Raw genomic sequence first — 25,758 nt, 5'->3', positions numbered from 1 at the left:
GGCGAGTCACTTATTGAAGTGCGATATCAAACATGTTTTCGACTTCCGCTTTGTCGGATTTTGGAGGGTATACCAGCCAGGAGATGAGATACGTCTACACGTAGAGTCGTAGCATTCTCGAGCCGCACCCCTCTTGACTCGTCTGTTATTCTTGATTCAGAGAAAGCTGTTGAAGCCCGGCCATCCCAGGCCGGGCTTCCGCACTTAAGGAGTTATACAAAGTCCAGACCTAAACCATCAGGATCGAAGACTTTGCACACTTTTGGGGTGGGAGGGGGAGTACCGGCAATGCAAGACGCACGAAGCAACAAACCGACGCACCTGGCTTTACTGTATGGCGGCCTCTCTCTCTTGCCGGCCTATATATTTTTGGCCCTCCTGCTCACCTCCCGGCCCATCGCCGCCCAGCTCCCGGCAGGGGCCATCGACACCACCGCCGCACCCAAGACAGCACCCCAAGACTCCCTCCGCACCCAGGCCAACGAAGCCCTCGACAAGCAGGACTACCCCACCGCCCTCAAACTCCTCACCACCCTCTCCGAAAAGTCCCCCAACGACGCCCATCTCCTCTACGACCTCGCCTTCACCCAGGACGCCCTCAACCAGACAACCGCCGCCGAGTCCACCTACCGCCGCGCCATCGCCGCCGATCCCACCTACTTCGACCCCCATCTCGCGCTCGGCCTCCTCCTGGCCCGAAGCGGCCGCCTCACCGATGCCCACAGCGAACTCCTCAAAGCCACCACCCTCACCACCGACAACCCCGCCCTCAAAGGCCGCGCCTTCCGCGCCCTCGCCCGCATCGACCAGACCGCAAACCCCGCCGCAGCCAGCGACGAACTCCTCTCTGCGATCAAAATCACCCCCGAGACCCCCGAGGACATCCTCCTCTCCGGCGAGCTCGCCGAGGCCTCCGGCGACGCCACCTCCGCCGAACTCGCCTACCGCCGCCTCCTCGCCGTCGACCCTCAAAATCAAGACGCCACAGCCGCCCTCACCCATCTCCTCCTGCATCAGCAGCGCCCCGACCAAGCCGAATCCCTCCTCACCGCCGCCCTCGCCAAAGATCCTGAAAACCCGACCCTCAACGCCCAGCTCGCCAGCCTCTACGAGCAGCAGGGCAAGACCGCCCAGGCCATTCCCCTCGCCGCCAAACTCCACGCCGCCCATCCCGACGACGCCGCCATCACTCGCCTCCTCGCCCGTCTCTACAGCCGCAACCAGCAGTACGACCAGGCTGCCCCCCTCTACGCCGCTCTCCTGACCAAATCCACGCAGGATCCCACCCTCCTCGACGACAGCGCCGATGTCCAGATCCACCTCAAAAACTTCGCCGACGCCGAAGCCCTCCTCAAACGCGCAATCGCCCAGCCTGACAACTTTCCCACCAAAGACGACCTCGCCCAGGCCGCCAGCCATCTCGCCTTCGCAGCGTCCGTAAACAATGACCCGACAACAACCTTGCAAGCATTATCGATTCGTGATAAAGTGCTGCCACAGTCGCCGTCATCCTTGTTCCTTGCGGCAACTGCGCACGACAAACTGCACCACACCAAACAGGCGACCGACCTGTACAAACAGTTCCTCTCCGTGGCAAACGGCCAGTTTCCGGACGAGGAGTGGGAGGCCCGCCACCGTCTCCTCACCCTCGATCACATGAAGTAGGCAAGCGCTCCCTTCGAGGTGCGTTATGAAATCGATCCTTCGTTTCGCTCTCCTTCTCTCTCTGCCGCTTCTATCGCTCCCAACAACCTCCCGAGCCGCCTCCGTCGACGACAATCTTCCCAATGCCCAGGCCCTCATGCAGCTCGAGCTGCGCGCCCAGCAGGCCAATCCCCGCGATCAGTGCTTCCTCTACACCGAACTGGTCCACGTCATGACCGAGATCGCGGGCAAACAGATGCTCAACGGCGACGTCGATCAGGCGACCGCGACCCTCAAGAAGGTCAACGCCTACGCGATGCTCATCCACATGGACATGGCCAATAACTCCAAGCGCCTCAAGAACGCCGAAGAGTTGATGCATCACACCTCCTACCGTCTTGGGGAGTATCTCCATAAAGCCTCCAATGAAGATCGTGACACGCTGCAAGCCACCCTCAAGCAGCTCGACCAGGTCCACGACGAACTTCTCGCTCAGGTCTTCAAACACTAGGAACCAAACACCAGGAACCGATGCCCCGCAGACTCTCGTTCGTCCTCCTTCTGCTCTTCCTTGCTCCGCACCTTCGCGCTCAGCGCAACGAGACCGCACTCTCCGAGGGCGAAGTCGAACAGCTCCGAGAGGTCGCCTACTATCCCAGCGACCGCGTTCTCGTCTTCATCAAACTCCTCGACGCTCGTAACAAATCCATCCAGGATCTCTTCGCCCGCCCGCGCAAACCCGGCCGCGAACAAGACACTCACGATCTCCTCGAAGAGTTCACCGCCATCGCCGACGAGCTCAACGACAACCTCGACGACTACGGTCCTCGCCACCGCGACATCCGCAAAGCTCTTCCCAAGCTCGTCGACGCCACCGAGCGCTGGTCTTCTAATCTGAAGTCCCCACCCGATAACGAAACCTACAACGTCTCCCGCCGACTCGCCCTCGAAGCCGTCCGCGACCTCCACGACCAGGCCACTCAACTCATCGAAGAGCAAAAAGCCTGGTTCCTCGCGCATCCTCCGCCCAAAGAAAACAAGAACGCTCCCATCGACCTGCCCCGCTGACAACCAGTGTTGTTTGGCTTCCTCTCCGGTCGTCCGCACCACTTATCCCGCGGGAGCCTCCGCAACTGCACTCAAGCAAGAAATATCGTGTGTGTCGCGTGGTCTTTCTGGCATAATTCACTGACTTTCTTGTCCCCTGCGAGTGCCGAGTCATTCTGGAGTAGCGCTGTAGAAGAGACCGGGCCCATGCATCGAACGAAGACGCCCTCTGCATCGGAGCCCTATGAGCAACATCAACGGCAAAGTTTACGCAATGAACGTCGTAACTCCCATGAAGCCATGGAAGACGTGGATCCTGCGCCTGCTCTTCTTCATTCTCTGGAATATCAAATCCCAGCAGAAGGACCTTATCAACCTCTCCTTCATTGAGTTCGCTCGTTGGGTCATCGTCCCGCGCCGTCGATTTCCATTCCTCGGAAACGGACAAGCACAGGAAGATCTTCAGTACGACTACCTGCTCTTCTTCAGCAACTTCAACGGCACCTGGAACCAGTACATCGACGCTTTCTCCTCTGTGCTTAGTCGCGGACTAAATCTCATCTGGCGCTGGAGCGAGAAGTTTCCCGGCTCAGTCCCCGTCACACCCTTCAAGGAATACATAGCCCAAGTCCAGTTCGACACCGACTACTACTACACCGCCTATCCCTACGCCACCGCCAACGATCTCAAGGCCGCTCACATCGTCCAATCGTCTCTCAATCAACTAGCCGCCCAGGCACAAACTTCCACCCCGCAACAGTTCGCCGACGCCTACCTCCGCTTCGTCCTTCAGGTCCAGGCACATCTCGGAAATACGGGCGAAGCGCCGGTCGTCTCATAACAAAACAGCGAGAGCAAGCATCCATGCCCAACCAGAACGGCAAAGTCTACGGACTCACGATCCTTTCGCCCATCATTGACGACGAAAAGGCAACGCCCTCTCACGACCTGCAAATCCGAAACTACCTCGCCAAACTTCCCACCGACGAAAGAAGTCCCTTCGCACTCGCACTCGCACCCGCAACTCACCTCGCCCGTCTCGTCGTCATGGACGATGTCATCTACGTCGGCATGCCCGCCTGTGAGGAGCACCTCAAGTCGAAGTACCTCATCTTCGAATCTAACTGCGACGGCAACCTCACCAGCTATCTCAACGGTCTCGCCACCAGCATCCCCCAGCACCTCGACGCCATCTGGAGTCACTGCGTCGGCTACCCCGGTGCAGCGAATCTACAAGCCTTCCTCGACTACATGAAGTCCTGCCAGATCGAAACAACTTTTTTCTTCGCCGCAGTCAACGACAAATCAGTTCCCGAAACACTCCGTGCCTTGCAAACCCAACACGCCGTCGCAGACTTCATCGCGAACCATCAGGGCGCCGACCCCGCACTCCTCCAATCAGACTTCAATCAACTCCTCGCCGACCTCAAAGCCATGCCCGTTCAAAAGCCAGGTGCAATGGCCCCCGACCGGGACATCAAGACCGGAGGCCGCAATGAGTAAACTCAACGAAACCGATATCCAGGGCTTCGTCCTCCGCGGCTACAACATGCCCTTCGCGCGATATCTCTTCCTGCACTTCGAAGACGCGGGTCGCGCTGCCACCTTCATCCACCGCCTCATGCGCGAAGTCACCACCGGCCAGCGCTGGGACGCCGGCAAACCTCCGAGCACAGTCAACGTCGCCTTCACCCACCGCGGCCTCTCCGCTCTCGAACTACCCGATGCCACCCTCCTCAGCTTTCCCGTCGAGTTCCAGCAAGGCATGAAGAAACGCGCTGCCATCCTCGGAGACACCGGGCGCAACTCTCCCGACTCCTGGGACGAACTCTGGCGCGACGATCGTGTCCACGCATGGCTCGGGGTCAACGCATCGTCCCCCGAAGCCCTCAACGCCCGCTGCGCCGACATGCTCAACGTGATGCGCGAGACCAACGGTGCCATCCTCCTCGACGCGCAGGACGCAGCCTCGCTGGTCGTCAACGGCGTCTCCACCACCAAAGAGCACTTCGGTTACACAGACGGATTCGGCAACCCCGACTATCTCGGCGTCGAGCGCAGCTCGCAGCCCGGCCAGGGCAAGCTGACCTCAAATGGAACCTGGGCTCCGCTCGCTACAGGAGAGCTACTCCTGGGCTACGCCGACGAAGCAGGCGAACTCCCCGTAGGTCCCGTGCCCCACATCCTCGCCAGCAACGGAACCTTCATGGTCTACCGCAAGCTCCATCAGAACCTCGCGACCTTCCGCACTTATCTCGACGAGCACGCCGCTCTCTACGCCGGAGGCAAAGAAAAACTCGCAGCAAAATTCATCGGCCGCTGGCGAGACGGCACGCCCATCGAACTCTCTCCGGATACCCAGGACCAATCCATCACTCAGGACCCCGCCCGCAGCACGAACTTCACCTTCGCCGCAGACCCCGCAGGCACCCGCTGCCCAATGGGAGCGCATGTGCGACGTGTCAATCCGCGCGACGCCTTCGGCTTCGACGGCAAGCTCATCAATCGCCGCCGCATCACCCGTCGCGGCCTTCCCTACGGAACATGGACCCCCGAAGATCAGCCCGTCAACGACAACGAAGAACGCGGCGTAATCTTCATCGCCCTCAACGCGAACATCTCGCGACAGTTCGAGTTCGTCCAGCAGCAGTGGATCAACTACGGCAACGACGCCCGCCTCGGCAACGAGAAAGATATGCTCATGGGTAATCACACCGGCCACGGCAGATTTTTCGTGCAGGGAGATACCACCCCAACAAACGCTCCCTTCGTCTGCAGCGACCTACCCAACTTCGTAGAGCTACGCGGCGGCGACTACTTCTTTCTCCCCAGCATCACCGCGCTCGGAATGATCGGCATGGGCCTCGTCGATCCACGCTAGCCCGCACTCCACCGGTTGCGCCGTCATCCTGAGCGAAGTGGCTCACAGCACTGTGTGAGCCACGCAGTCGAAGGATCCCTGTATTTGGTCGTTGCTCTTGCCTTTGTTTGTTCATTAGTCCCTCTCATCTGTGCAAATCCAAGTTGAGCGTTTCGTTCTTGGACTGGTGCTTATAAAATCGTTCTGTATGGAGTTGCCTGCGCACTCTCTCCACACAAAGGACAAGCCCTGAACCCACCGAAGCATCCCGGCCCCTCACCCCTGCGACAGTTCCTGCAGATCTTCTCTTCGTCCGCAACTCCGTCACTCTTCCCCGCACACGAGATTCACCAATCCCTCGCGACGCCTCTCAAACCCCGCCTCCCCAGAAAACCCCGCACCGCAAAATCGAAGTCCACCGCCCCCACCTCGCTCGTTGCCGTCTTCGAAGAGCAGTACCGCGAACTCCGCCCCCGCGCTCCCATTCCCCCGCTCGATATCCGCTTCCGCCGCTTCACCTCCCTCAACACCACCATCCGCCTGCGCGAAGGCCGTCTCCACGTCCGCCTCTCCGACATCCTCGAGTCCGCGCCCGACTCCATCCACCACGCCATCGCCCACATCCTCCTCGCCAAGCTCTACAAGAAGCCCATCGCCCCCACCCACGCCGACCGCTACCGTCGCCACGTCTCCTCCGAAGCCATCTCGCGCCAGGCCGAACACATCCGCCAGACTCGCGGCCGCAAGCGCCTCTCCACCCCCTCCGGCCATCACTACGACCTCAACGAGGTCTTCGAGTCCCTCAACACCCGCTTCTTCCACGGCCTCCTCGGCCGACCCACTCTCACCTGGTCGGCTCACCACGCCCGCCGCATGCTGGGCCACTATGACGCCGCCCACAACACCATCGTCGTCAGTCGCGTCTTCGACCGCCCCGACACACCCCGCTGCGCCATCGAGTACCTCCTCTACCACGAGATGCTCCACCTCAAGCATCCCGTCCGCGTCAAAGCCGGCCGCCGCTGCGTCCACTCCCGCGAGTTCCAGGCCGAAGAGCGCCTCTTCCCCGAGCTCGAAGCCGCCAAAGCCTATCTCAAGCGCCTCTAAATCCTTCCCCTGCAATCCCCTCCAAGCTAAAATTTCACGCTCAGGGACAAAATCCCGTGCTACGATTCCGCTACGCAAAACACCAGCCTTCCCTCCATCGGAAGTGCATGAATCACCGAATCTTGTCGCACTGCCAGCTCCACCAGTCGCACGGGCCCATCATCCAATTATCTTTTCCGGTCAGCGAAAAATTCAGATCAAGAGAAAGAGCAGGTAACCCCTTATGGATCTCTCGAAACGCGCAGCAGCGGAGTTCTTCGGTACCTTCTGGCTTGTCTTCGGCGGCTGCGGCAGCGCCGTCCTCGCTGCGGCGTTCCCCAACCTGGGAATCGGCTTCGTCGGCGTAGCCCTGGCCTTCGGTCTCACCGTCCTCACCATGGCCTTCGCCATCGGCCACGTCTCCGGCTGCCACCTGAACCCCGCAGTTTCGATCGGCCTGGTCGTCGGCAAACGCTTCGCGCCGTCTGAACTCCTGCCCTACATCATCGCTCAGGTCCTCGGAGCCATCGCCGGCTCCGGCGTCCTCTACCTCATCGCCAGCGGCAAGCCCGGCTTTTCCTTAGCAGCGGGCTTCGCCTCTAACGGCTACGCCGACCACTCCCCCGGTGGCTACTCACTCCTGGCCTGCTTCGTAGCCGAGGTCGTCCTCACCGCCTTCTTCCTTCTCGTCATCCTCGGAGCCACCGACGAGCGCGCCCCCAAAGGATTCGCCCCCATCGCCATCGGCCTCTGCCTCACGCTGATCCACCTCATCAGCATTCCCGTCACCAACACCTCGGTCAATCCCGCCCGCAGCACTGGCCCCGCCATCTTCGTCGGCGGCTGGGCGCTAGGCCAGCTCTGGCTCTTCTGGGTAGCGCCAATCCTGGGAGCGATCCTGGGCGGCCTCATCTCCACCGCCTTCTTCGCCGCCCCCCAGCCACCCCTCCGCGAAGAGATGGCCCGCGACAAACCCTAAACACCCTAAGCTGGTCCTCCCGCTCACCCAATCAAAATTCCGACCAACGGGAGGACCAGGCGAAGCGGTATACAAGTCACGAAGTGACCGCCTCGCGCGCAGCGAGCCCGTCCGGCAGGACCCAATCCCCTACGAACTCACCGTCTCGTCTTTCAGATCAGGTTCGAGGATCAGCAGCAAGCTCGGGAGCCCACTGCACCTTTTTCGCTTTCGCGACTCCGATGAGCACAAATCCCACTACGACCGATCCCAGTGCCGCCACCTGAGCATTGCTCATACCCCAATACAGTCGAGGGTTAACTCGCACAAACTCCACCAGAAACCGCCCGATTCCGCTGAACACGAGATATTCGCCCGTGATCGTACCCACCGACAGGTTCTTCGTGCCACGCCGCCACAACCACCACGCCAACACCAACGAGAAAATCAGTTCATACACAGGCGTAGGCTGCACCAGCGCATCAGGAGGAGTCGGCAGCACCAGCGCATTCTTCGCCATATGCACTCCCCACGGCAGAGTCGTATTGATTCCGTAGTCCCCATCGCCTGATAGCAGACAGCCGATCCGTCCCACGCCATACCCTATCGCAGCTGCCGGAGCCGCCAAATCGAGCATTCGCAGGGGTCCCACCACTGCACCTTGAGTGCCTTCCAGAGCCCCCTTGAATCTCGCCATCCGGCCCTGCCACATCAGCATCGCAATCCCGGCTAGCATTCCGCCAAACCACGCGAACCCCGCCTGAAACCAGTGCAGAAAATCCATCGCCACGGCAAATGGCCGATGCCATCCCGGAGCGATAATCTGCCGGTACGCCGCATAAAGATCAGCCGGATTCTGCAGCTCATGCCACGCCTTCGCACCCAGCACTCCAGCGATCACCACCAACGCCACCACGTTCAGCGCATCGGCATCCACGCCGTTCCGAACAAAGTTCTTGTGCAGCACCACCGTCGCCGCCACCGCCGCCAGCCACAACAACAACCCAAATGTACCCAGATGAATCGGGCCAATATCGATATAGGGAAACATAATCCTCGCTCTATAAAGTATAGCGGCCTTTGCCTTAGCCCCCTACTCGGGTTAGCCTATCCTTTATGTCCACCAGCACGCCCGTCTTTCCCCCCGCCGCAGAGATGGAGATTCTCTTCACCAAACAACAGATCGCCGACCGCACCCGCGAAATTGGAGCCCAGATCTCAGCCGACTACAAAGGCCAATCCATCGTCCTCATCGGCGTACTCAAAGGCGCAGCCATCTTCCTCGCCGACCTCGCCCGCGCCATTCAGGTCGACAACACCTTCGACTTCGTCGCCGTCTCCAGCTACGGCCGCGCCCGCGTCTCCTCCGGCGCCGTCAAGCTCATCAAGGACATCGACAATCCCATCGAAGGCAAGCACGTCATTATCGTCGAAGACATCCTCGACACCGGCCTCACCCTCAGCTACCTCCGCGGCCTCATGCTGCAACACAAACCCGCATCCCTAAAAATTGCATCCTGCCTCGACAAACCCGAGCGCCGCCTCGTCCCCATCGAAGCCGACTACGTAGCCTTCAAGATCCCCAACAAATTCGTCATCGGCTACGGCATGGACTACGCCGAGCGCTACCGCGGAGTAGAAGACATCCGCATCTTCCCCGCCGACGTCGCCGGCCACTAGGCACAAATTCTCGAACGGCTGGCGATCCCAGCCCTCTGACCCTCCTCACGCCAATGGCAGCCGTACGTAACTCATCCACTCGCAGCAGAAGCTGCCCTTGCCCGGTCTACTCGAAGTTCAGCGTCCAGATAGTCAACGTCGCAGTATTGTCATCGACCGCCGCAAGGATTGCCTTGTCTTCGGTCGTGCGCACCGCTAAGCCGAACGATCCGCCCTGGGCCGGATCCACGGGGATCTGCTTCACAAACCTCCCGTCCTTCGTAAACTCCACGATCTCGCTCGGCTGATTGGGATCGGGATTGATGCCATCGTTGTTCGTCACCAGCAGGTGTCCATTCGGAGCCATAGCCAGCCCAAGCGCCCCATGCAGATGAACGTTGTCCTGGTAAACAATGGTTCCCAGTCCGCCATCCGTGTGACGATCCGCCGCATCTCGCACCGCGAAGACGGCGTTGTCTCCCGTCGAAGCAACGTACAGCACGTCGCGCCGGTCGTCATACACCAGACCCGTAGGCGACACAAACAGCGTCACCGGATCGCCGCGATGAACATACCCCGAAGCAATCGTCTTCGTACGCAGCAGCGTCAGACCGCTGGAGCTTACTTTGAAGTCCAACCGGACCACGGTCCCGGTCAGGTCATTCGAGACAAATGCAATTGCCGTGTCTCCACCATCCACCAGCGCCATGTCCCAGGGCCCCTGTATCTCCGCACTCGTGAACGTCTGTATCAGCTTGCCCTGATTGTTGATCACCAGCAACGACCCCGGCCCTGCTGTCGCCGCGGTACCGTCCACCGTCGGCGCATTCCCGACAACCACGAACCCATACTGCAGCGTTCCCAGCGCCGTAGAAAGCCCCAGCGGTTTCTTACCCTGGAAGAACACAGTCGGCGATCCACTCTTCGGAACCCTGACGATAGTCGTTCCGGTACCCTGCAGATTCATGCTGTTGTTGAAGTTCGAGACCAGAATGTCCCCATGCTTCAACGGTCCGGATCCAGTCTGAAAATTGTCCCCGACAAACGCAACTCCGTACGGATTCACATCCCCATTACCCGGTACCGTCGAGACACTTCTCACCGGGCTCGGCAAAAATGCATCGTCACTGTCATGGTGTTGCGCTAGTACCACTCCAGTCCCACAGGCCAGCAGCGTAACGGCTGTAAGAGTTTTGCTCCAACCAGACCTGCTTCCTTGGCGAAGCAGCGGCGCATCAGTTTCACGGCGCGAGAAAGATTCGTGGATTCGCATATCGTTTACCTCGAAGCGAGATAGTTCTGCCTCGAGTGAGACCAAAGCAGCACCCATCTCTCAGCAGCAAACGAACGATAGCCCACCCACATCAGCAATGTCTGTCGAGAGCATAACTAATGACAAACTCTTTACAACTCCGTGACACATGCAACCCTTTGCATCCGGGCAGACGGCTCCTCGGAAATTTACCCACGCAAACCGCGGTCACAGTCCTGTCGCTGACACTCGAGACGAGCGTCGATCATGAGGCTTGGACGCATCCTGGGCGCGGGACTTCAATTGGCAGAGTAAACAAACCTGACAACCCGGTTCTTACTCCAGCACTCATGGTCACGTTCGGCACAAGTTGGATACAACTGTCCCCATGGCACCGCCAGCGCAATCCGATTCTCCGCAATGCCCTTGCGTATCAGCGCTCGTCTGACCCACTCCGCCCGCTGTCTTGAGAGATTCAGATTGTAGCCCTCCTGGCCGTCCGAGGAGGCGTAGCCGTCGATGTAAAAGCGAGCATTCGGATGATCCTTCAACCATTGAACATTCTCGTTCAGTGTGTTCGGGTCCAAAGGACGATCAAAAACATTCACGGGAAACATGATCTCGTGCACGTTCTGATTGAAGGCTTGCTCCTCGGGACCGTAGAGAGCCACTCTCGGCTTTCCCCAGTAGTCAACCCAAAAGGCAACATCAGCGGATGACCCCAGAGTGCCTCTCTGTGCAAACACCGCGATACTGGTCAAAAGGAGCATTGTGACGGAGACGAAAACAAGTCGGCATTTCATGGATAAAACCTCCATTCCGTTAGGATGCGCCTGTCGTTGTGCTACCTGCCAACCGAGGTCAGTGTGTACATCGACGCTCGTTATTGCGAAGCTAATCGATCCGAACGATCGCGTATATTAGCAAAAATAACAGCAGCCTTTCCGAGACAAAATGACAGCGGGGTTTCAGAGACAAGAAATTCTCGCCGACACGAAGTTCCGGCGGATACGCTGAGCACAACTGTTCAACCATCGACCGCCCGGCTCATTCATCCAGAATCTCGCCCGATCTTGAGAGAGTGGGCTTGAGTGTTGTTTCAGGTTTTTGGGCGCAAAACTTCAGCGCTACTTGGCGCAATGCAGCGTTACTTGGCGCAGTACCGAGTCAAAATATACCGAAACCCTACCGAGATCGCTTATGTACCTTAACGCTGGACCGCTCAAGTACATCCCCTCAAAATCAACTTATAGGTGAAGCTTCTCTCAGCTCACGACCCTCAAGTGAACTCAACCGATCCGATCCCATCCCAAACTCTCCCGCCAACAACTCATAACTACGCAGCCGCTTCGCCTGATCCCAAACAATCGTATTCACAATCAGCTCCCCAATCCCCAACTCTGCAGCCATCGACTCCAGCTGTTCCCGCACCACCGCAGGAGTCCCTACAAAGTACCGCGGCCACTCGCCCTCCTCCTGTGGGATATCGCCTAACAGGTACAACTCCCGCGCCGCATCCTCGGGCGACGCCACTGGCCGCCGATCCCCCTGCCTGATCCGCCGCTGCAGCAGCCGCACACTCGAAAACAGAAACTCAGCCTCATCCTGCGTCTCCGCGCAGATCACACCAACCGCCACCGTAGCCTCCGCCTCCTTGCGATAGATGCTCCCGGTAAAGCTCCGCCGATAAGTCTCAATCGCCGCCCGCGTATTCACCGGGCTGAAGAAGTGCGCAAACGAATAAGGCAGTCCAAACTCCACCGCCGCGGCTGAGCTCCACATACTCGACCCCAGCATCCACACATCCGGAGCTCCCGGCATCTCCGGCGAAACCCGAATCCCCGCAAACGGATGTCCCTCCGGAAACCGACGCCCCAGAAACGCCAGCAGCTCGCTCACCTGGTCTGGAAAATCATCCAGCATCTTCGTCTTCCGATCACGCTTCAGCGCCAGCGCCTCGATTGGCCCGCCGCCAGGCGCACGCCCGATCCCCAAATCCACTCGCCCCGGATACAGCGCATGCAGCATCCGAAAACACTCCGCCACTTTCAGCGGCGTGTAGTGCGGCAGCATGATCCCACCCGACCCAATGCGAATACGCTTCGTCTCCGCGCCGATCCGCGCCAGCATCACCTCCGGAGCGGTACACGCCAGCGTATCCATCGCATGGTGCTCCGACATCCAAAACCGGCCGTACCCCAACCCATCCACCAGCCGCGCCAGCTCGATCGAGTTTTGCAAAGCCTGTCCCGGCATACTTCCCGCCGGCACCGGCGACTGATCCAAAACCGAAAGTCGAAGCTTTTTTTCTACCTTATCTACGTTCACCTCTGTTGGATGTTGAAGAGCTCAAATCGAATCAAACCGCAAAATTAATCTTCGTCTTTTCTTCGCTACAATAAAGCATCGAACTACCCCACGACTCGCATCTACGCTCCTGCATGAACACCCAGCAAAAACTCGAGATCCTCGCCGACGCCGCAAAATACGACGCCTCCTGCGCCTCCTCCGGAGCCAGGCGCAGCGGCAACGGCAAGGGCGTGGGTCACTCCGATGGCACGGGAATCTGCCACTCCTACACCCCCGACGGCCGCTGCGTCTCCCTGCTCAAAATCCTCCTCACCAACTTCTGCACCTACGACTGTATCTTCTGCGTCAACCGCATCTCCTCCGACATCCAGCGCGCCCGCTTCACTCCCGAGGAGGTCGTCAAACTCACACTCGACTTCTACAAGCGCAACTACATCGAGGGCCTCTTTCTCTCCTCCGGCATCATCCAGTCCCCCGACTACACCATGGAGCAGCTCATCCACGTCGCCAAAGCCCTCCGCACCGAGCATCACTTTGGCGGCTACATCCACCTCAAAGCAATTCCCGGAGCGAGCGAACTCCTCATCGATCAGGCTGGCCTCTTCGCCGACCGTCTCAGCGCCAACATAGAGCTACCCACCCAGCAGGATCTCGTCCAACTGGCCCCCGAAAAGAAAACCACCGTCATCGAATCCACGATGAACAAGATCGCCCTGCGCAAAGACGAGGCCGACGAAGACCGCCGCAAGCTCCCTTCAGCTCCTAAGTTCGCCACCGCTGGCCAATCCACACAGATGGTCATCGGAGCCACCCCTGCAACCGACCGCGAGATCCTCACCACCGCCACCCACCTCTACGGCCAGTACAAACTCCGCCGCATCTACTACACCGGCTTTAGCCCATACCCCGCCGCCGACGCCCGTCTTCCACTAAAGCCCACACCCATGATGCGCGAACACCGCCTCTATCAATCCGACTGGCTCATGCGCTTTTACGGCTTCAACGCAGCCGAACTCACCTCCGAAGAGAACCCCTCACTCTCCCTTACCGAAGACCCCAAAACAACCTGGGCCAAACTCCACCCAGAGTTCTTCCCCGTCGACGTCAACGCCGCTCCCCGCGAATCCCTCCTCCGTGTCCCCGGCATCGGCTACCGCAACGTCGAACGCATCCTCAGCATCCGCAAATATCATCTCTTTCTCCTCGACGACCTGAAGAAACTCCGCGTCCGCATCAAAAGCGCCCTACCCTATCTCATCACCATCGATCACGCGCCGCGCCAGCAACCCTCTACCCACGAATCGCAACTCACCACACAGCTTGACCTCTTCGCATCCGTCAGCGCACTCACTGGCTCCATCTAATGAAGCGAATCCCCCTCGAACCCGACTTCAACGCCTGGCGCGAAGCTGCACGCGAAGCACTTCATCTCGGCTACCGTCCCGAGGAGCTCGACCTTCAAGACTCCACCATCCCCTCCACGCTGGACCTTACTCTCGAATCCTCCGACGCACCCACCGGCCCGCCACTGCCAACGCCCCACACCTCAAAAGCCTTCCTCGAATCTGCTGAGTACGCCGCCGTGCATCGCGATCCCCAGCGCTGGAATCTCCTCTACCGCATCCTCTATCGCCTCCAGACCAACCGCAACCTCCTCAAAATCTCCGTCGACCCCGACATCGCCGAACTCGAACGCCTCGAATCCCAGGTCCGCCGCGACCTCCACAAGATGCACGCCTTCGTTCGCTTCCGTATGGTCCTCGAACCCGGCGACCCCAGCGGCCGCCCAATCGTCGTAGACGAGTCCCTGCCTAACGAACCCGGCCCCCATCATCTCGTCCTCGCCACCCCCACGCCCTTCGGGCTCAACCACACCGCACTCCCACACTGCGACCCCGATCCTCACGTCACCCCAACCCCCTCCCAGCCCGACACCTGCGAGCACTTCATCGCCTGGTACCAGCCCGACCACCGCATCCTCCCACTCGCCGCGCCCTTCTTTGCCGAACGCTTCAGCGTCATGCGCTGGACCATTCTCACTCCCGACGCCTCCGTCTCCTGGGATCCCACCGGCAAGCAACTCACCTTCGCCCCCGGCCTGCCCCGCGAGTCCGCCCCCGCCGAAGACGAGCTCGAAGATCTCTGGCGCTCTTACTACGCCAGCATCTACAACCCCGCGCGCCTCAACTCCGAGATGATGCGCAGCGAAATGCCCGTTCGCTATTGGAAGAACCTTCCCGAAATCTCGCTTCTGCCTGACCTCATCATCAAATCTCAAAGCCGAGTCTCCGACATGGTCACACGTCCGCAGCAACAGCCCTCCGCCCAACCCTTCGTACCGGAAAATCACTCGCTGTCCACTCTTCGCGCAGCGCTCCCAGCGTGTAAAGGCTGCGACCTCTACCAGCACGCCACCCAGGTCGTCCCCGGCGCGGGAGCAGCCCACGCCAAACTCATCCTCGTCGGCGAACAGCCCGGCGACCAGGAAGATCTCCAGGGTGAACCCTTCGTCGGCCCCGCCGGCAAAATCCTCGACCGCGTCATGGCCGACCTCAACATCGACCGCTCCAAAATCTACGTCACCAACGCCGTCAAGCACTTCAAATTCGTTCAGCGCGGCAAGCTCCGTCTCCACCAGAATCCCCGCATGTCCGAGATCAACGCGTGCCGCCCCTGGCTCCTCGCCGAAGTCGACTCCATCCACCCCCGCGTCATCCTCTGCCTCGGAGCCTCAGCGTCCAAGTCTTTGTTTGGAGGAACCTTCGCCCTCATGCGCGACCACGGAAAGATCCTCCAGACTCCCTACGCCAATCAGGTCATCGCCACCATTCACCCCAGCGCAGTCCTCAGAGCCCGCGACCAAGAATCCGGCGAACAACTCTACAACTTCCTCCGCGATGATATGGCCCTCGCCTGGCACACCGCACAGAAAGCCGTCTAATCCTACCCTTAAAAATCGCGCCATCTCGACCGAAGGCGACGAACTTTGCCGCCGCCGTTGAGAGATCCCTATATTTCGCCATAACAATCAGCGAAGCCCCAGGCTGCCCCCCTTAAACCAGCCGCAACCCTCGTATGATAGAAAGTAACCCGGCGCGATCACCTCCCCCGCCGAAGGAGCACTTTTTTGAACACGCTGTCCATCACAGATCCCCTTCCCCACGGCCCAGAGCAATTCGATGCCGAAGCCTTCGCCGCCCACACCCTCTCTTCCCCCCAGAACCTCGCCGCCGTCCTCGACCATACTCTCCTCAAGCCCGACGCCACCCGCACCCAGGTCCTCCAGCTCTGCAATGAGGCCGCCGAACACCGCTTTGCCTGCGCCATGATCAATCCCACCTGGGTCTCGCTCGCCGCCGCCGCCCTCCAGGGCACCGGCATCCCCGTCGGCGTAGTCATCGGCTTTCCCCTCGGCGCCACCCTCTCCGTCTCCAAGCGCGAAGAGACCGCCCACATGCTCAAACACGGTGCCCACGACATCGACATGGTCCTCAACGTCGGCCTCCTCAAGTCCGCCCAGTCCGCAGACTACGAAGCCATCCGCCAGGACATCCACGGCGTCGTAGAGATCGCCCACGCCGCCGGAGCCATCGTCAAGGTCATCCTCGAAACCTGCCTCCTCACCTTTGAAGAAAAGCTCCGCGCCTCCGAGCTGGCCCTCTCCGCCGGTGCCGACTTCCTCAAAACCAGCACCGGCTTCTCCACCGGCGGCGCCACCGCCGACGACATCAGCCTCCTCCGCGGCGTAGCCGGCACCCGCGCAGGCGTCAAAGCCTCCGGCGGAATCCGCTCCCTCGCCGACGCCACCACCATGCTCCGCGCCGGTGCCTCGCGCATAGGAGCCAGCGCCAGTGTCAAGATCCTCAACGAACTCGCCGGACACGCGATCGACCCAGCCGCCGCAGTACCCAGCTACTAAGCCCACCCGCCTTGAGGCAACGAGGCCCCTAAAGACCCGGGCATCTAGCGAAGACGCATCTGCAAAGAAGACATCCAGCGAAGAGTGGTCCAGCGAAGAGGCATCTAGCAAAGAGACGACCAGCAAAGAGGCATCGAGCGAAGAGACGTCCAGCGAAGGACGTCGGGCGAAGAACCGTCTAAGAGAAGCGTCATCTCGACCGGAGCAACGAACAGCCTCATCGTTCGTTGCGTAGTGGAGAGACCCCCGTATTTGCAGTTGCAGTTGCCTTTGCCTTTGCCTTGCCTTTGCATTTGCCGTTGTCTGCTCTTCGCCGTCATCCTGAACGGAGTGAAGGATCCCGACACATTCCACCCCATGCATACCGTTCGAACCTTCCAGCCCAAACACTCCAACGTTGCCGCTCTCCCCTCAAAGATCCTCATCTCAACGCCTGTTCACCACCTCATCGTGAACAGCCCGCAAACCAACCATCAATTCGCTGTCAAGCCCAAAAACAACTATCCCATTCAAAATCAATAACATAGGCGTGGCGTATCAGTTCCACGCACTCCGCTATAATGACTACAGTATTCGTTCTTACGACCCCGGCCATCGGGGTCGTCTCGTTTAAGCAAGCCGTCGAAGGAGAATTAGCCCTAACCCTTTTGGAATGAAGATTCTGCAGCTAAACCTTTTGCAATGAAGTTTTTGCGAGTAGCCCGTCTTTGCAAATCAAACAAAAATAAACTACTTCCGCGACAATAATATGGGGGGATATTCCATGACTGGCGGGAGCGAAGGAATAACCCAATATGGAGCCGCTAAAGTTAGCACCCGCACCCGGCAGAAGAACCCACACTATTCAAGCCGGTCGTCCCCAACGACCCGCAATCCCAATCGCGCACTCCCCAAACCCAACCTCACCCGGTAATATCAACGCAAAGCAGAATGCCTTCCCCCATCAAACCGAACGCTCCGCCAGCCGCCCCCGAAGCGCCCGCACCCCAGCACCCATACGAAGGTGACTACCGCCCCCCGACACCGCAACTCTTCCACTCCCACGCCGCCGACCCCAAAATTCGCGTCGAGCCCCTTCAGGTCGAATTCCTCCACAACCTCGCCGACGCCCTCAACACCACCCTCGACCTCAACACCCTCATGCACCGCGTCGCCGACCTCGTCCGCGCCGTCATCGACTACAAAATATTCGCCATCCTGCTCATCAACGACCGCTCGCAGGACCTTCGCATGCGCTTCCAGATCGGCCACTCCACTGAGGTCGAGCGCATGCGCATCAAGCTCGGCCGCGGCGTCTCCGGCCAGGCCGCGCTCCATCGCAAATCCCTCCTCGTCGAAGACGTCACCACGCAAGAGAACTACATCGACGCGAACCCCGCCGTCCGCTCCGAACTCGCCGTCCCCCTCGTAGTCAAAAACAAGGTCATCGGCGTCCTCGATCTGCAATCCGAGACCATCGGCTACTTCACCATGGAGCACCAGCGCCTCCTCGAGCTCGTCGCCTCCCGCATGGCCATCGCCATCGAGAACGCCCGCCTCTACACCCGCGTCTCCCGCCAGGCCCAAACCCTCGCCGTGCTCAACGACATCTCCCGCGAGATCACCAGCATCCTCGATCCCGACGACCTCCTCGAGCGCATCGGCCAGCTCCTCAAGCGCGTCATCGACTTCCACATGTTCACCATCCTCCTGTGGAACGACCGCACCCAGCTCTTCGAGCACCGCTTCTCCTCCCGCTTCGGCGAACGCGTCACCCGCGCACGAACCATCGCACTCGGAGAAGGCCTCATCGGCACCTCCGCCCAGCTACGCGAACCCATCCTCGCTCCTGACGTCCGCAAGGATCCACGCTACGTCGAAGCCAACCCCGAGGTCCGCTCCGAACTCGCCATCCCCCTCGTCTACAAGGGCGAGGTCATTGGCGTCCTCGACCTCGAACACACCCGCGTCAACTACTACAACGACGACCACCTCCGCACCCTCTCCACCCTCGCCTCGCAGGTCGCCATCAGCATCGCCAACGCCCGTCTCTACCAACGCATTCACGAGGAGGAGCAGCGCATGGAGCGCGACCTTGACATGGCCCGTCAGGTCCAGCTCCGCCTCATGCCCTCGCACCCGCCCAAGCTCGAGCGCGCCGAGATCGCCTCCCGCTTCGTCGCCGCCCGCTCCATCGGAGGCGATGTCTTCGACTATCTCGACTATGGCTCTGGCCGCATCGCCATCGCCGTAGGAGACGTAAGCGGCAAAGCAGCCCCCGCCGCCCTTTACGCCGCTCTGGTCAGCGGAATCCTGCGCTCCCTCGCACCACAACACCTCTCGCCCGCCGCGATGCTCGTCGCACTCAACGATCAACTCCAGGAGCGCAAACTCGACTCCCAGTACGTCACCATGCTCATGGCCGTCTGGGATGACAGCAACCAGACCCTCCAGATCGCCAATGCCGGCTCTGTCCAACCTCTCTTCGTCGCTGCCAACTCAGACACCACCAAGCCACCCAGCGTCCGCACCATTCAGGCCGAAGGCTTCCCCCTCGGCCTCTTCCCCAACGCCGAGTACGAAGAGTTCACCCTCTCCACTCGCCCCGGCGACCTCATCGTCTTCTTCTCCGACGGCATCGTCGACGCCATCAACGCCACCGGCGATATGTTTGGTGACGAACGCCTCACTCAACTCCTCGAATCACAACACCATCCCACCGCGCAGTTCACGGTCGACACTGTCCTGCAGGCCGTCACCGACTTCCAGGCCGGCACCGCCCACTTCGACGACGAGACCATCGTTGTCCTCCGCGCCACCGAGCAAAGCACCTAAACCAGAAAAAGGTATACCCGTCACGAAGTGACCGCGCCGCGCGCAGCGGGCCCGTCCGGCAGGACAACAGTATCAACGAAAAAAAGAAAAGAGGCCTGCACCGAGCAGACCTCTTCTCCTCACTTCAATCGCGCTGCACTTTAGGCGAAACTACTGTCGTCTCCACCACCCGATCCATCATCGCCACCATCATCGAACGAAGCGTCATCACTAGAACTATCCGAATCAAAGCTGGCATCGTCGCCAGAACCAGAGTCATCAGACCCATAGAGCGAATCCCGATCGTTTGAGGAAGTATCCGAAGCATTACGCGAGCCGAAGTCCCGATCCTCCTGCTGGCCCAGCGATCTCTCATCCGCCGAGACATCGCGCCCGCCACGATCATCGCCATAGTAGTTATTGACGATCTCCTCGGTCGGACGCTGACCGCCATCGAAGCCGCCCAATCCCTGACCGCCACCATACCCCGCCTCATGCCCAAATCCATGCATCAGCGACTCCACCCCCTCAAACGCCAACGCTCCCGCTGCAACCCCGGCAGCCGTCTGCAGAGCACCCCGCATAAACCCACCTCCGCCCATTCCCTGCGGCGCGCCATACTGAGGCGGAGCCCCATATTGCACCGGAGCAGCGCCATACCCGCCCCCCACGGGAGCATACGGCGGATATACCGGCCCCGCCTGTTGCGGATAAGCCTGTTGTGGCGGAGGCGGTGGCGGGGGAGTAGGCTCATCGTGCCGTCCCAATAAGCTCCCTAAAAAACTCGTCGCATGCTTCGGCTCGGGATGCTGTTGCATCTGCTCGATCTGGGCCTTCGCCTGCGTCAGTTGTGCCTGCGCCTGCTCCAGCGCATACTTCTGCACCAACACAGTCTGCGCCAGAATGTATAGCGCATCTGGATTGCGTCCCAATCCCTGCTGCAGCATCTGCTCCGCGTCCGTATCTTTCTCTGCAAGCTGTGTCTTCTGAATGCGGTCGATCAGACCGCCGATCATGTCCTGTTCCTGAGGAGTCATCTCTCGTCCTTTTCCGTTATCCTACCCAAACTGCCTTCAGCGCTACGAAACCAGCCGCCGCTAACTCTATCGACTGATGGACGCACGAATAACACGAACGTCGCTGCCGCGCATCGCTTCACTCTCACATGGGATGCTCCGCAATCCTCTCAAGTTATCAATACGCAAAACAATTCACCTTGGTTCAACCGCAAGCCCATCGCACATCTCCCTCTCGCACCTCGTTATTGATCGCCTGTTCACTTCTTCCTCTCAGGGATCCCAAAAGCATTTAAGCTAAAGCAAATGTCTTCCTCCTCAACCACACAAACGATCCGCCCCGCCCGCACCCTTCAGGGTTCCCTCACCCTACCGGGCGACAAATCCATCTCGCACCGTTACGCCATGCTGGCCGGCTTTGCAGAAGGCACCACCCGCCTCTCCAACTTCTCCACCGGGGCCGATCCCCACTCCTCTCTCGCATGCATGGAAGCCCTCGGCGCAACCGTCGTTCACAAAGAAGACAAGACCATCGAGATCACCGGCACCGGCGGCCGCTTCCAGGAACCTGCAGCTTCGCTCGACTGCGGCAACTCCGGCTCCACCATGCGTATGCTCGCCGGCCTCATCGCTCCTCATCATCACACCTTCACCCTCATCGGCGACCACTCCCTCACCCTCCGCCCCATGGAACGCATACGCAAGCCGCTCAGCCAGATGGGTGCGAAGATCGACCTCGTCGAAGGCCACGCCCCCGTCACCATCCACGGCGGCCCGCTCCGCGCCATCGACTTCGACACCCCCATCCCCAGCGCGCAGGTCAAAACCGCGGTTCTCTTCGCCGGCCTCCAGGCCAACGGCACCACCAGCCTCACCGAATCCATCCGCACTCGTGATCACTCCGAACACGCCCTCCGAGCCTTCGGCGCTACCCTCAACCGCACCATCGCCGCGGCGGGAGATGCCGCAAAACTCAGCATCCCCGGCAATCAAACCCTGAAAGCGATCGACGCCACCATCCCCGGCGACATCTCCTCCGCGGCCTTCTTTCTCTGCGCCGCGCTTCTCTTTCCCGACTCCAACCTCATCCTCGATGGAGTCGGCATGAACCCCACTCGCGCTTCCCTGCTCGACGTCATCACCGCCCTCGGCGGCAAGATCAAGGTCCTCAACGTCGAAGAGCACCATGGCGAACTCGTCGGCACCGTTCAGGTCAACGTCTCGCCCAACGGCCTCCGAGGCATGCACATCAGCGGAGCCCTCGCCGCCCAAATCATCGACGAACTCCCGGTCCTCGCCGCCATCGCCCCCTACACCAGCGATGGCATCACCATCCGCGACGCCAAAGAACTTCGCGTCAAAGAGTCCGATCGCATCGCTCTGGTCGCCAAAAACCTCCGCGCCATGGGAGCTGAACTCACCGAGCACGAGGACGGCCTGGTCATCCCCGGCAACCAGCGTCTTCACGGAGCGCAGATCGACTCCGGTACCGATCACCGCATCGCCATGGCCTTCTCCATCGCAGCCCTTCGTGCCACCGGAGACACCGAAATCCACGGAGCCGAATCCGCCGCCATCAGCTTCCCAGAGTTCTTCACCCATCTCGATAATCTCTGCCAACGCTGAGCCGCCTTCGTGAACCTTGCAACTTTGCTAAGCTGACTTCAATCTCCCAACTGGGTCCATGCAAACACCTCCAAGCGGCTCCCGCCCCATCATCATCACCGAGATCGAGCAGTTCGGCGGCTCCGAACGCAGCGTCCTCGCGCTCTCCCGCTGGCTCTATCAACGCAACCTGCCCAATCACGTCGTCACCTATTTCGACCGCTGCAACCTCGCGCAATACGCCACCCACCCCCTGCAGGTCGTCGAGCTCAATCCCGCACCAGGAGCACGCAACAAGATCGCCTTCCTACGCACTTACTTCAACCAGCAGTCCCCAAACTCACCCAAACCGCTTGCCTCCGGCTATCAACCTGCCCTTCACGCAACCCTCGCCGGACAGCGCGGATTCCATACCCTCATGCACGACACGCCCTCTCTCTTCGGAGATCAGGACACCCGCCGCCTGCCCACCAAACTGCGCATCGCCGTCTCAAATCGCATCATCGGCTACGGCCTGCGCTCCGGCGGCAACACCATCGTCACCAGCGAGTACCTCCGCAGCGAATGCCGCAAGGACTTCAACATCGACGCAAAGATCGCCCGCATGGGCGGTCTCGGCACCAGCCCCTCAACACCTCCCTCCCACCCGCTAAACGGCCAACTCCAGATGTTCTCCGTCTGCCGCATCGAGCCCAACAAGCGAATCGACTGGATTATCCGAGCCCTCGCAGAGCTGGAGCGCGCCGACAAACCACTCTCCACCATCATCGACTGGAGACTCGATCTCGCGGGCAAAGGCTCTCTCATCCCCAGCCTGCGCAACATGGCCCAAGCACTCGGCATCGGCGATCGCATTCACTTCCACGGCTTCGTTCCCGATGACGATCTCGAACGTCTGTTCTCTCAGACCCACTTGTTCCTCATGCCCGCCGTTCAAGGCTACGGAATCCCCGCCATCGAATCGCTACAGCGAGGCATCCCAGTCCTGCTGCATCGCGAATCAGGCGTCAGCGACATTCTGCTCGACACCCCCTGGGCAACCGTGTTCACCGGCGGCGAAGAGAACATGACCCCCGCCCTGCAATCAGCAATCGAAAGCGTCCTCGAGGGCAAGCATTACACGACCGCGCAGCCACACCTTCCCACGGAAGACGAGTGGGCCGAACGCGTCGCTACACTTTGCAATTGGCTGTAACCAAAACAGTTACATTTTGTAGCGGCCCATGTCATCGTCGTTCAGGTTCTCGAGCCACCGCCGCATCTCCTCGGCATTCACATTCGGCGAGCCGCTCGCAGCCTGCTTCGAGTTCTCGAGCACCGAACGATTGACATAGATCGGGCAATCCCACCGCAGCGCCAGCGCAATCGCATCCGACGGCCTCGCATCCATCGCAACCGTCTCGCCCGCATGATCCATCCAGATGACCGCAAAAAAAGTATCGTCCCGAAGCTCCGAAACTACAACCTTACGCACTTCAGCATTCAGCCCACGAGCCATGTTCTGCAACAGATCGTGCGTCATCGGCCGGGGCGTCGCCGTCTTCTCCAACTCCAGCGCAATCGCATTGGCCTCGAAGATTCCCACCCAGATCGGCAACACCAGATCGCTCGCCACATCTTTCAGCACAATGATCGGCATATTCGTAACCGGGTCCATCATAAGCCCGCGAATCTGCATCTCCACTTCATCTGGAGCCTGTACGGCCGGTTGAACCGAAGAGGGATTCATCAGTTGAGCACCACAAAATCCGAAACCCGTTGTACAGAAACAAACGGCACAGCATCTACATCGGCAATCGCCTCACCCACCAGGCAATTCGGCAGCGTTTGCGTAATCCGAACAGGCAGATAACTCCCAATCGGAGGCTGAGCAATCCTGGAAACAGTAAAGTTCACCGTCTTGTTCTGCGAGCTGCGCCCAACAACTTGGTTGCGCGAAGGGTTATAGCTCTCCACCATCACCTCCTGCACCTCGCCCAGATGCCGTCCATAGTGCTCTCGCTGAATCTCCCGTTGCCGGTCCATCAAGATCCGCAGTCGCTCCGACTTCACCTCATCCGGGATACTATCCGCCATCGTCACCGCCGGAGTATTCGGCCTCGGCGAAAACTTGAACGCAAACACCGCGTCATACTTCACCTCGCCCACCAGTGTGATGGTCTCCTCAAAGTCCGCATCCGTCTCACCCGGGAAACCCACAATCATATCGCTCGTGATGCTGATGTCGCGCTTCGCCTCCTTGATCCAGCTCATACGCTCGAGATACCACTCCCGCGTATACTCCCGCGACATAGCCTTCAGCACCGCGGTCGACCCCGATTGCACCGGCAGATGAATATGATCACAGAGCGTCGGCGTATCGTCGATCGCCTGCACAATATCCCGCGTAAAGTCCCGCGGATGCGACGTCGTAAACCGCACCCTGCGAATTCCCGGTAGCTCTCCGACGGCAACCAGCAGCTCCGCGAACGACATCCTCGCCGAAGGATCGCGATACGAGTTCACATTCTGCCCAAGAAACTGAATCTCCGTGAACCCAAGATCCACCATCTTCTTCGCCTCAACCAGCACCGAAGCCGCAGTCCGGCTGCGCTCCTTGCCACGCGTGTAAGGCACCACGCAGTAAGCGCAAAACTTGTCGCAGCCCTCGATGATCGTGATGTATCCACGATGCGGATTTGACCGCACCGTAAACTCCGTCTCAAACGTCAGATCAGTCTGCCGGTCATCGAGCCCCGTAATCCGCTCTTCCCCCGCCTCCAGCCGCCGCAGCATCTCCGGCAGATTCCTATAGGACGCCGACCCCGCCACCATCGACACATATGGAGCCTTCTCGAATATCTTCTCGCCCTCTTGCTGGGCGACGCAGCCCAGCACAGCGAACTTCTTACCTTCACCCTGCAGCTTCTTGTACTCATTCAGCCGGTGAAACACCTTCTGTTCTGCCTTATCGCGAATAGAGCAGGTGTTATACAGAATCAACCCAGCCGCATCCTCGTCCTGAACCCGGGCATACCCCTGCTGTTCCAGCGTCCCGATGACCTTCTCCGAGTCATGGGCATTCATCTGGCAGCCAAACGTCTCAATATAAAAAGTCTTACTCACCCCTACAGTATAGCCGTTCGCTAAGTCTCGACTGACAAGGGTTTGGTAGGGCGCCAGGTACACCCGAACCTTCAATACCGCTTGCCGCCATGAGATTTGAAGTTTTGTGAAACGGCTCGCCGCTTAAGCGTCAATGGGCACCTCGCCGTGTGCCCATCTCGCCTCTCAGGATCGAATCAATGGAATCAGCTCTCACTACACTTCTTACAACTGTCGCTATGCTGCACCATCGCGTTATAGGTCCACAAAAGGTCTGCACGGCTGCCGCTTGTCCTGCCCTTACCTAAGGTGATCACGCACTCACGGGCGGCCTTCAGAAAACTACCCGCAAGCTCCATGCCTTCATCGCACGCCGACCTCTTCTCAAGGTTTGGCCAGGAGGAGAGAAGTTGACTTTGGTTAAGTGACATCTGCTATAACCTACCCTTTCAATTTGCATTACCATTCTGCCGTTAGCGGAGCCACGACGGCCCTCTACCTATGGTGACTGCGGGTTCAAGAACG

Annotated in this window: 23 protein-coding genes; 15 read left to right on the top strand and 8 right to left on the bottom strand. The window is 59.8% G+C overall.

Going from position 1 to position 25,758, the window contains the following annotated elements:
* Window positions 1-288: 288 nt before the first annotated feature.
* From HDF12_RS11415 to HDF12_RS11390, 6 genes are all read left to right on the top strand, one after another.
* Window positions 289-1,665: a tetratricopeptide repeat protein gene (locus HDF12_RS11415; protein WP_179582969.1), complete on the top strand. Its 1,377-nt coding sequence runs from the start codon at window positions 289-291 to the stop codon at window positions 1,663-1,665.
* A gap of 25 nt (window positions 1,666-1,690) precedes the next feature.
* Window positions 1,691-2,155 (top strand): hypothetical protein, encoded by a 465-nt coding sequence (locus HDF12_RS11410; RefSeq protein WP_179582967.1) that lies wholly within the window; start codon window positions 1,691-1,693, stop codon window positions 2,153-2,155.
* Between the two features lie 20 nt (window positions 2,156-2,175).
* Window positions 2,176-2,712, top strand: coding sequence for a hypothetical protein (locus HDF12_RS11405; protein ID WP_179582965.1), 537 nt, complete (start codon window positions 2,176-2,178; stop codon window positions 2,710-2,712).
* 223 nt (window positions 2,713-2,935) lie between these two features.
* Window positions 2,936-3,532: a hypothetical protein gene (locus HDF12_RS11400; RefSeq protein WP_179582963.1), complete on the top strand. Its 597-nt coding sequence runs from the start codon at window positions 2,936-2,938 to the stop codon at window positions 3,530-3,532.
* A 23-nt stretch (window positions 3,533-3,555) separates the two neighbouring features.
* On the top strand, window positions 3,556-4,194 hold the full coding sequence (locus HDF12_RS11395; protein WP_179582961.1) for a hypothetical protein: 639 nt from the start codon (window positions 3,556-3,558) through the stop codon (window positions 4,192-4,194).
* The gene (locus tag HDF12_RS11390; RefSeq protein WP_179582959.1) at window positions 4,187-5,572 is read left to right on the top strand and encodes a Dyp-type peroxidase; all 1,386 of its coding nucleotides are present in this window, start codon (window positions 4,187-4,189) and stop codon (window positions 5,570-5,572) included. The genes HDF12_RS11395 and HDF12_RS11390 overlap by 8 nt, the downstream gene beginning before the upstream one ends.
* A 303-nt stretch (window positions 5,573-5,875) precedes the next feature.
* Here HDF12_RS11390 and HDF12_RS22665 read toward each other — a convergent pair whose 3' ends face one another.
* Window positions 5,876-6,412 (bottom strand): hypothetical protein, encoded by a 537-nt coding sequence (locus HDF12_RS22665; protein ID WP_306458009.1) that lies wholly within the window; start codon window positions 6,410-6,412, stop codon window positions 5,876-5,878.
* Window positions 6,413-6,424: 12 nt separating this feature from the next.
* Between HDF12_RS22665 and HDF12_RS22660 the strand changes: the two genes are divergently transcribed.
* Together HDF12_RS22660 and aqpZ are read left to right on the top strand one after the other, a co-directional pair.
* Window positions 6,425-6,658 carry a M48 family metalloprotease gene (locus HDF12_RS22660; protein WP_306458008.1) on the top strand — a complete coding sequence of 78 codons (234 nt, stop codon included), beginning with the start codon at window positions 6,425-6,427 and terminating at the stop codon, window positions 6,656-6,658.
* 223 nt (window positions 6,659-6,881) lie between these two features.
* Window positions 6,882-7,616: an aquaporin Z gene (gene aqpZ, locus HDF12_RS11380; protein ID WP_179582957.1), complete on the top strand. Its 735-nt coding sequence runs from the start codon at window positions 6,882-6,884 to the stop codon at window positions 7,614-7,616.
* Between the two features lie 157 nt (window positions 7,617-7,773).
* Here aqpZ and HDF12_RS11375 read toward each other — a convergent pair whose 3' ends face one another.
* Entirely contained in the window at window positions 7,774-8,646 is an 873-nt protein-coding gene (locus HDF12_RS11375; RefSeq protein WP_179582955.1) for a prolipoprotein diacylglyceryl transferase, read from the bottom strand.
* A 65-nt stretch (window positions 8,647-8,711) separates the two neighbouring features.
* On the opposite strand from HDF12_RS11375, the gene hpt reads away from it, so the two are divergent.
* Window positions 8,712-9,275, top strand: a complete 564-nt coding sequence (hpt, locus tag HDF12_RS11370) for a hypoxanthine phosphoribosyltransferase (protein ID WP_179582953.1) — start codon at window positions 8,712-8,714, stop codon at window positions 9,273-9,275.
* Window positions 9,276-9,381: 106 nt separating this feature from the next.
* On the opposite strand, the gene HDF12_RS11365 is transcribed toward hpt, so the two are convergent.
* From HDF12_RS11365 to HDF12_RS11355, 3 genes are all read right to left on the bottom strand, one after another.
* Entirely contained in the window at window positions 9,382-10,356 is a 975-nt protein-coding gene (locus tag HDF12_RS11365; RefSeq protein ID WP_373563895.1) for a YncE family protein, read from the bottom strand.
* Window positions 10,357-10,805: 449 nt separating this feature from the next.
* Window positions 10,806-11,309, bottom strand: a complete 504-nt coding sequence (locus HDF12_RS11360; protein ID WP_179582951.1) for an OmpA family protein — start codon at window positions 11,307-11,309, stop codon at window positions 10,806-10,808.
* A 439-nt stretch (window positions 11,310-11,748) separates the two neighbouring features.
* Window positions 11,749-12,834, bottom strand: coding sequence for an LLM class flavin-dependent oxidoreductase (locus HDF12_RS11355; protein ID WP_179582949.1), 1,086 nt, complete (start codon window positions 12,832-12,834; stop codon window positions 11,749-11,751).
* Window positions 12,835-12,947: 113 nt separating this feature from the next.
* Between HDF12_RS11355 and HDF12_RS11350 the strand changes: the two genes are divergently transcribed.
* The 4 genes from HDF12_RS11350 (at window position 12,948) to HDF12_RS11335 (ending at window position 19,549) form a co-directional block, all read left to right on the top strand.
* Window positions 12,948-14,180 (top strand): putative DNA modification/repair radical SAM protein, encoded by a 1,233-nt coding sequence (locus HDF12_RS11350; RefSeq protein ID WP_179582947.1) that lies wholly within the window; start codon window positions 12,948-12,950, stop codon window positions 14,178-14,180.
* Entirely contained in the window at window positions 14,180-15,757 is a 1,578-nt protein-coding gene (locus HDF12_RS11345; protein WP_179582945.1) for a UdgX family uracil-DNA binding protein, read from the top strand. The genes HDF12_RS11350 and HDF12_RS11345 overlap by 1 nt, the downstream gene beginning before the upstream one ends.
* A gap of 186 nt (window positions 15,758-15,943) precedes the next feature.
* Window positions 15,944-16,735 carry a deoxyribose-phosphate aldolase gene (deoC, locus tag HDF12_RS11340; protein ID WP_179582943.1) on the top strand — a complete coding sequence of 264 codons (792 nt, stop codon included), beginning with the start codon at window positions 15,944-15,946 and terminating at the stop codon, window positions 16,733-16,735.
* Window positions 16,736-17,665: 930 nt separating this feature from the next.
* Complete coding sequence (locus tag HDF12_RS11335) at window positions 17,666-19,549, top strand: SpoIIE family protein phosphatase (protein ID WP_179582941.1); 1,884 nt, start codon at window positions 17,666-17,668, stop codon at window positions 19,547-19,549.
* A 140-nt stretch (window positions 19,550-19,689) separates the two neighbouring features.
* Here HDF12_RS11335 and HDF12_RS11330 read toward each other — a convergent pair whose 3' ends face one another.
* Window positions 19,690-20,565, bottom strand: a complete 876-nt coding sequence (locus tag HDF12_RS11330) for a DUF2076 domain-containing protein (RefSeq protein ID WP_179582939.1) — start codon at window positions 20,563-20,565, stop codon at window positions 19,690-19,692.
* 285 nt (window positions 20,566-20,850) lie between these two features.
* Between HDF12_RS11330 and aroA the strand changes: the two genes are divergently transcribed.
* Window positions 20,851-22,170 (top strand): 3-phosphoshikimate 1-carboxyvinyltransferase, encoded by a 1,320-nt coding sequence (aroA, locus tag HDF12_RS11325; RefSeq protein WP_179582937.1) that lies wholly within the window; start codon window positions 20,851-20,853, stop codon window positions 22,168-22,170.
* 58 nt (window positions 22,171-22,228) lie between these two features.
* Complete coding sequence (locus tag HDF12_RS11320) at window positions 22,229-23,344, top strand: glycosyltransferase family 4 protein (protein ID WP_179582936.1); 1,116 nt, start codon at window positions 22,229-22,231, stop codon at window positions 23,342-23,344.
* A gap of 9 nt (window positions 23,345-23,353) precedes the next feature.
* Here HDF12_RS11320 and HDF12_RS11315 read toward each other — a convergent pair whose 3' ends face one another.
* Together HDF12_RS11315 and miaB are read right to left on the bottom strand one after the other, a co-directional pair.
* Window positions 23,354-23,878, bottom strand: a complete 525-nt coding sequence (locus HDF12_RS11315) for a bifunctional nuclease family protein (protein WP_179582935.1) — start codon at window positions 23,876-23,878, stop codon at window positions 23,354-23,356.
* Window positions 23,878-25,254, bottom strand: a complete 1,377-nt coding sequence (gene miaB, locus HDF12_RS11310) for a tRNA (N6-isopentenyl adenosine(37)-C2)-methylthiotransferase MiaB (protein ID WP_179582934.1) — start codon at window positions 25,252-25,254, stop codon at window positions 23,878-23,880. The genes HDF12_RS11315 and miaB overlap by 1 nt, the downstream gene beginning before the upstream one ends.
* Between the last annotated feature and the right edge of the window lie 504 nt (window positions 25,255-25,758).

This window comes from Tunturiibacter gelidiferens (assembly GCF_013410115.1).
GTDB lineage: Bacteria > Acidobacteriota > Terriglobia > Terriglobales > Acidobacteriaceae > Edaphobacter > Edaphobacter gelidiferens.
Note: the sequence above shows the minus strand (reverse complement) of the source record. Positions and strands in the feature narration are given on the sequence as shown.

Excerpts from the sequence above, each read along its gene's own strand:
- HDF12_RS11415 (WP_179582969.1), top strand. The coding sequence starts at position 289 with ATGCAAGACGCACGAAGCAACAAACCGACGCACCTGGCTTTACTGTAT.
- HDF12_RS11410 (WP_179582967.1), top strand. The coding sequence starts at position 1,691 with ATGAAATCGATCCTTCGTTTCGCTCTCCTTCTCTCTCTGCCGCTTCTA.
- HDF12_RS11405 (WP_179582965.1), top strand. The coding sequence starts at position 2,176 with ATGCCCCGCAGACTCTCGTTCGTCCTCCTTCTGCTCTTCCTTGCTCCG.
- HDF12_RS11400 (WP_179582963.1), top strand. The coding sequence starts at position 2,936 with ATGAGCAACATCAACGGCAAAGTTTACGCAATGAACGTCGTAACTCCC.
- HDF12_RS11395 (WP_179582961.1), top strand. The coding sequence starts at position 3,556 with ATGCCCAACCAGAACGGCAAAGTCTACGGACTCACGATCCTTTCGCCC.
- HDF12_RS11390 (WP_179582959.1), top strand. The coding sequence starts at position 4,187 with ATGAGTAAACTCAACGAAACCGATATCCAGGGCTTCGTCCTCCGCGGC.
- HDF12_RS22660 (WP_306458008.1), top strand. The coding sequence starts at position 6,425 with ATGCTGGGCCACTATGACGCCGCCCACAACACCATCGTCGTCAGTCGC.
- aqpZ (WP_179582957.1), top strand. The coding sequence starts at position 6,882 with ATGGATCTCTCGAAACGCGCAGCAGCGGAGTTCTTCGGTACCTTCTGG.
- HDF12_RS11375 (WP_179582955.1), bottom strand. The coding sequence starts at position 8,646 with ATGTTTCCCTATATCGATATTGGCCCGATTCATCTGGGTACATTTGGG.
- hpt (WP_179582953.1), top strand. The coding sequence starts at position 8,712 with ATGTCCACCAGCACGCCCGTCTTTCCCCCCGCCGCAGAGATGGAGATT.
- HDF12_RS11360 (WP_179582951.1), bottom strand. The coding sequence starts at position 11,309 with ATGAAATGCCGACTTGTTTTCGTCTCCGTCACAATGCTCCTTTTGACC.
- HDF12_RS11350 (WP_179582947.1), top strand. The coding sequence starts at position 12,948 with ATGAACACCCAGCAAAAACTCGAGATCCTCGCCGACGCCGCAAAATAC.
- HDF12_RS11345 (WP_179582945.1), top strand. The coding sequence starts at position 14,180 with ATGAAGCGAATCCCCCTCGAACCCGACTTCAACGCCTGGCGCGAAGCT.
- HDF12_RS11335 (WP_179582941.1), top strand. The coding sequence starts at position 17,666 with ATGCCTTCCCCCATCAAACCGAACGCTCCGCCAGCCGCCCCCGAAGCG.
- HDF12_RS11330 (WP_179582939.1), bottom strand. The coding sequence starts at position 20,565 with ATGACTCCTCAGGAACAGGACATGATCGGCGGTCTGATCGACCGCATT.
- aroA (WP_179582937.1), top strand. The coding sequence starts at position 20,851 with ATGTCTTCCTCCTCAACCACACAAACGATCCGCCCCGCCCGCACCCTT.
- HDF12_RS11320 (WP_179582936.1), top strand. The coding sequence starts at position 22,229 with ATGCAAACACCTCCAAGCGGCTCCCGCCCCATCATCATCACCGAGATC.
- HDF12_RS11315 (WP_179582935.1), bottom strand. The coding sequence starts at position 23,878 with ATGAATCCCTCTTCGGTTCAACCGGCCGTACAGGCTCCAGATGAAGTG.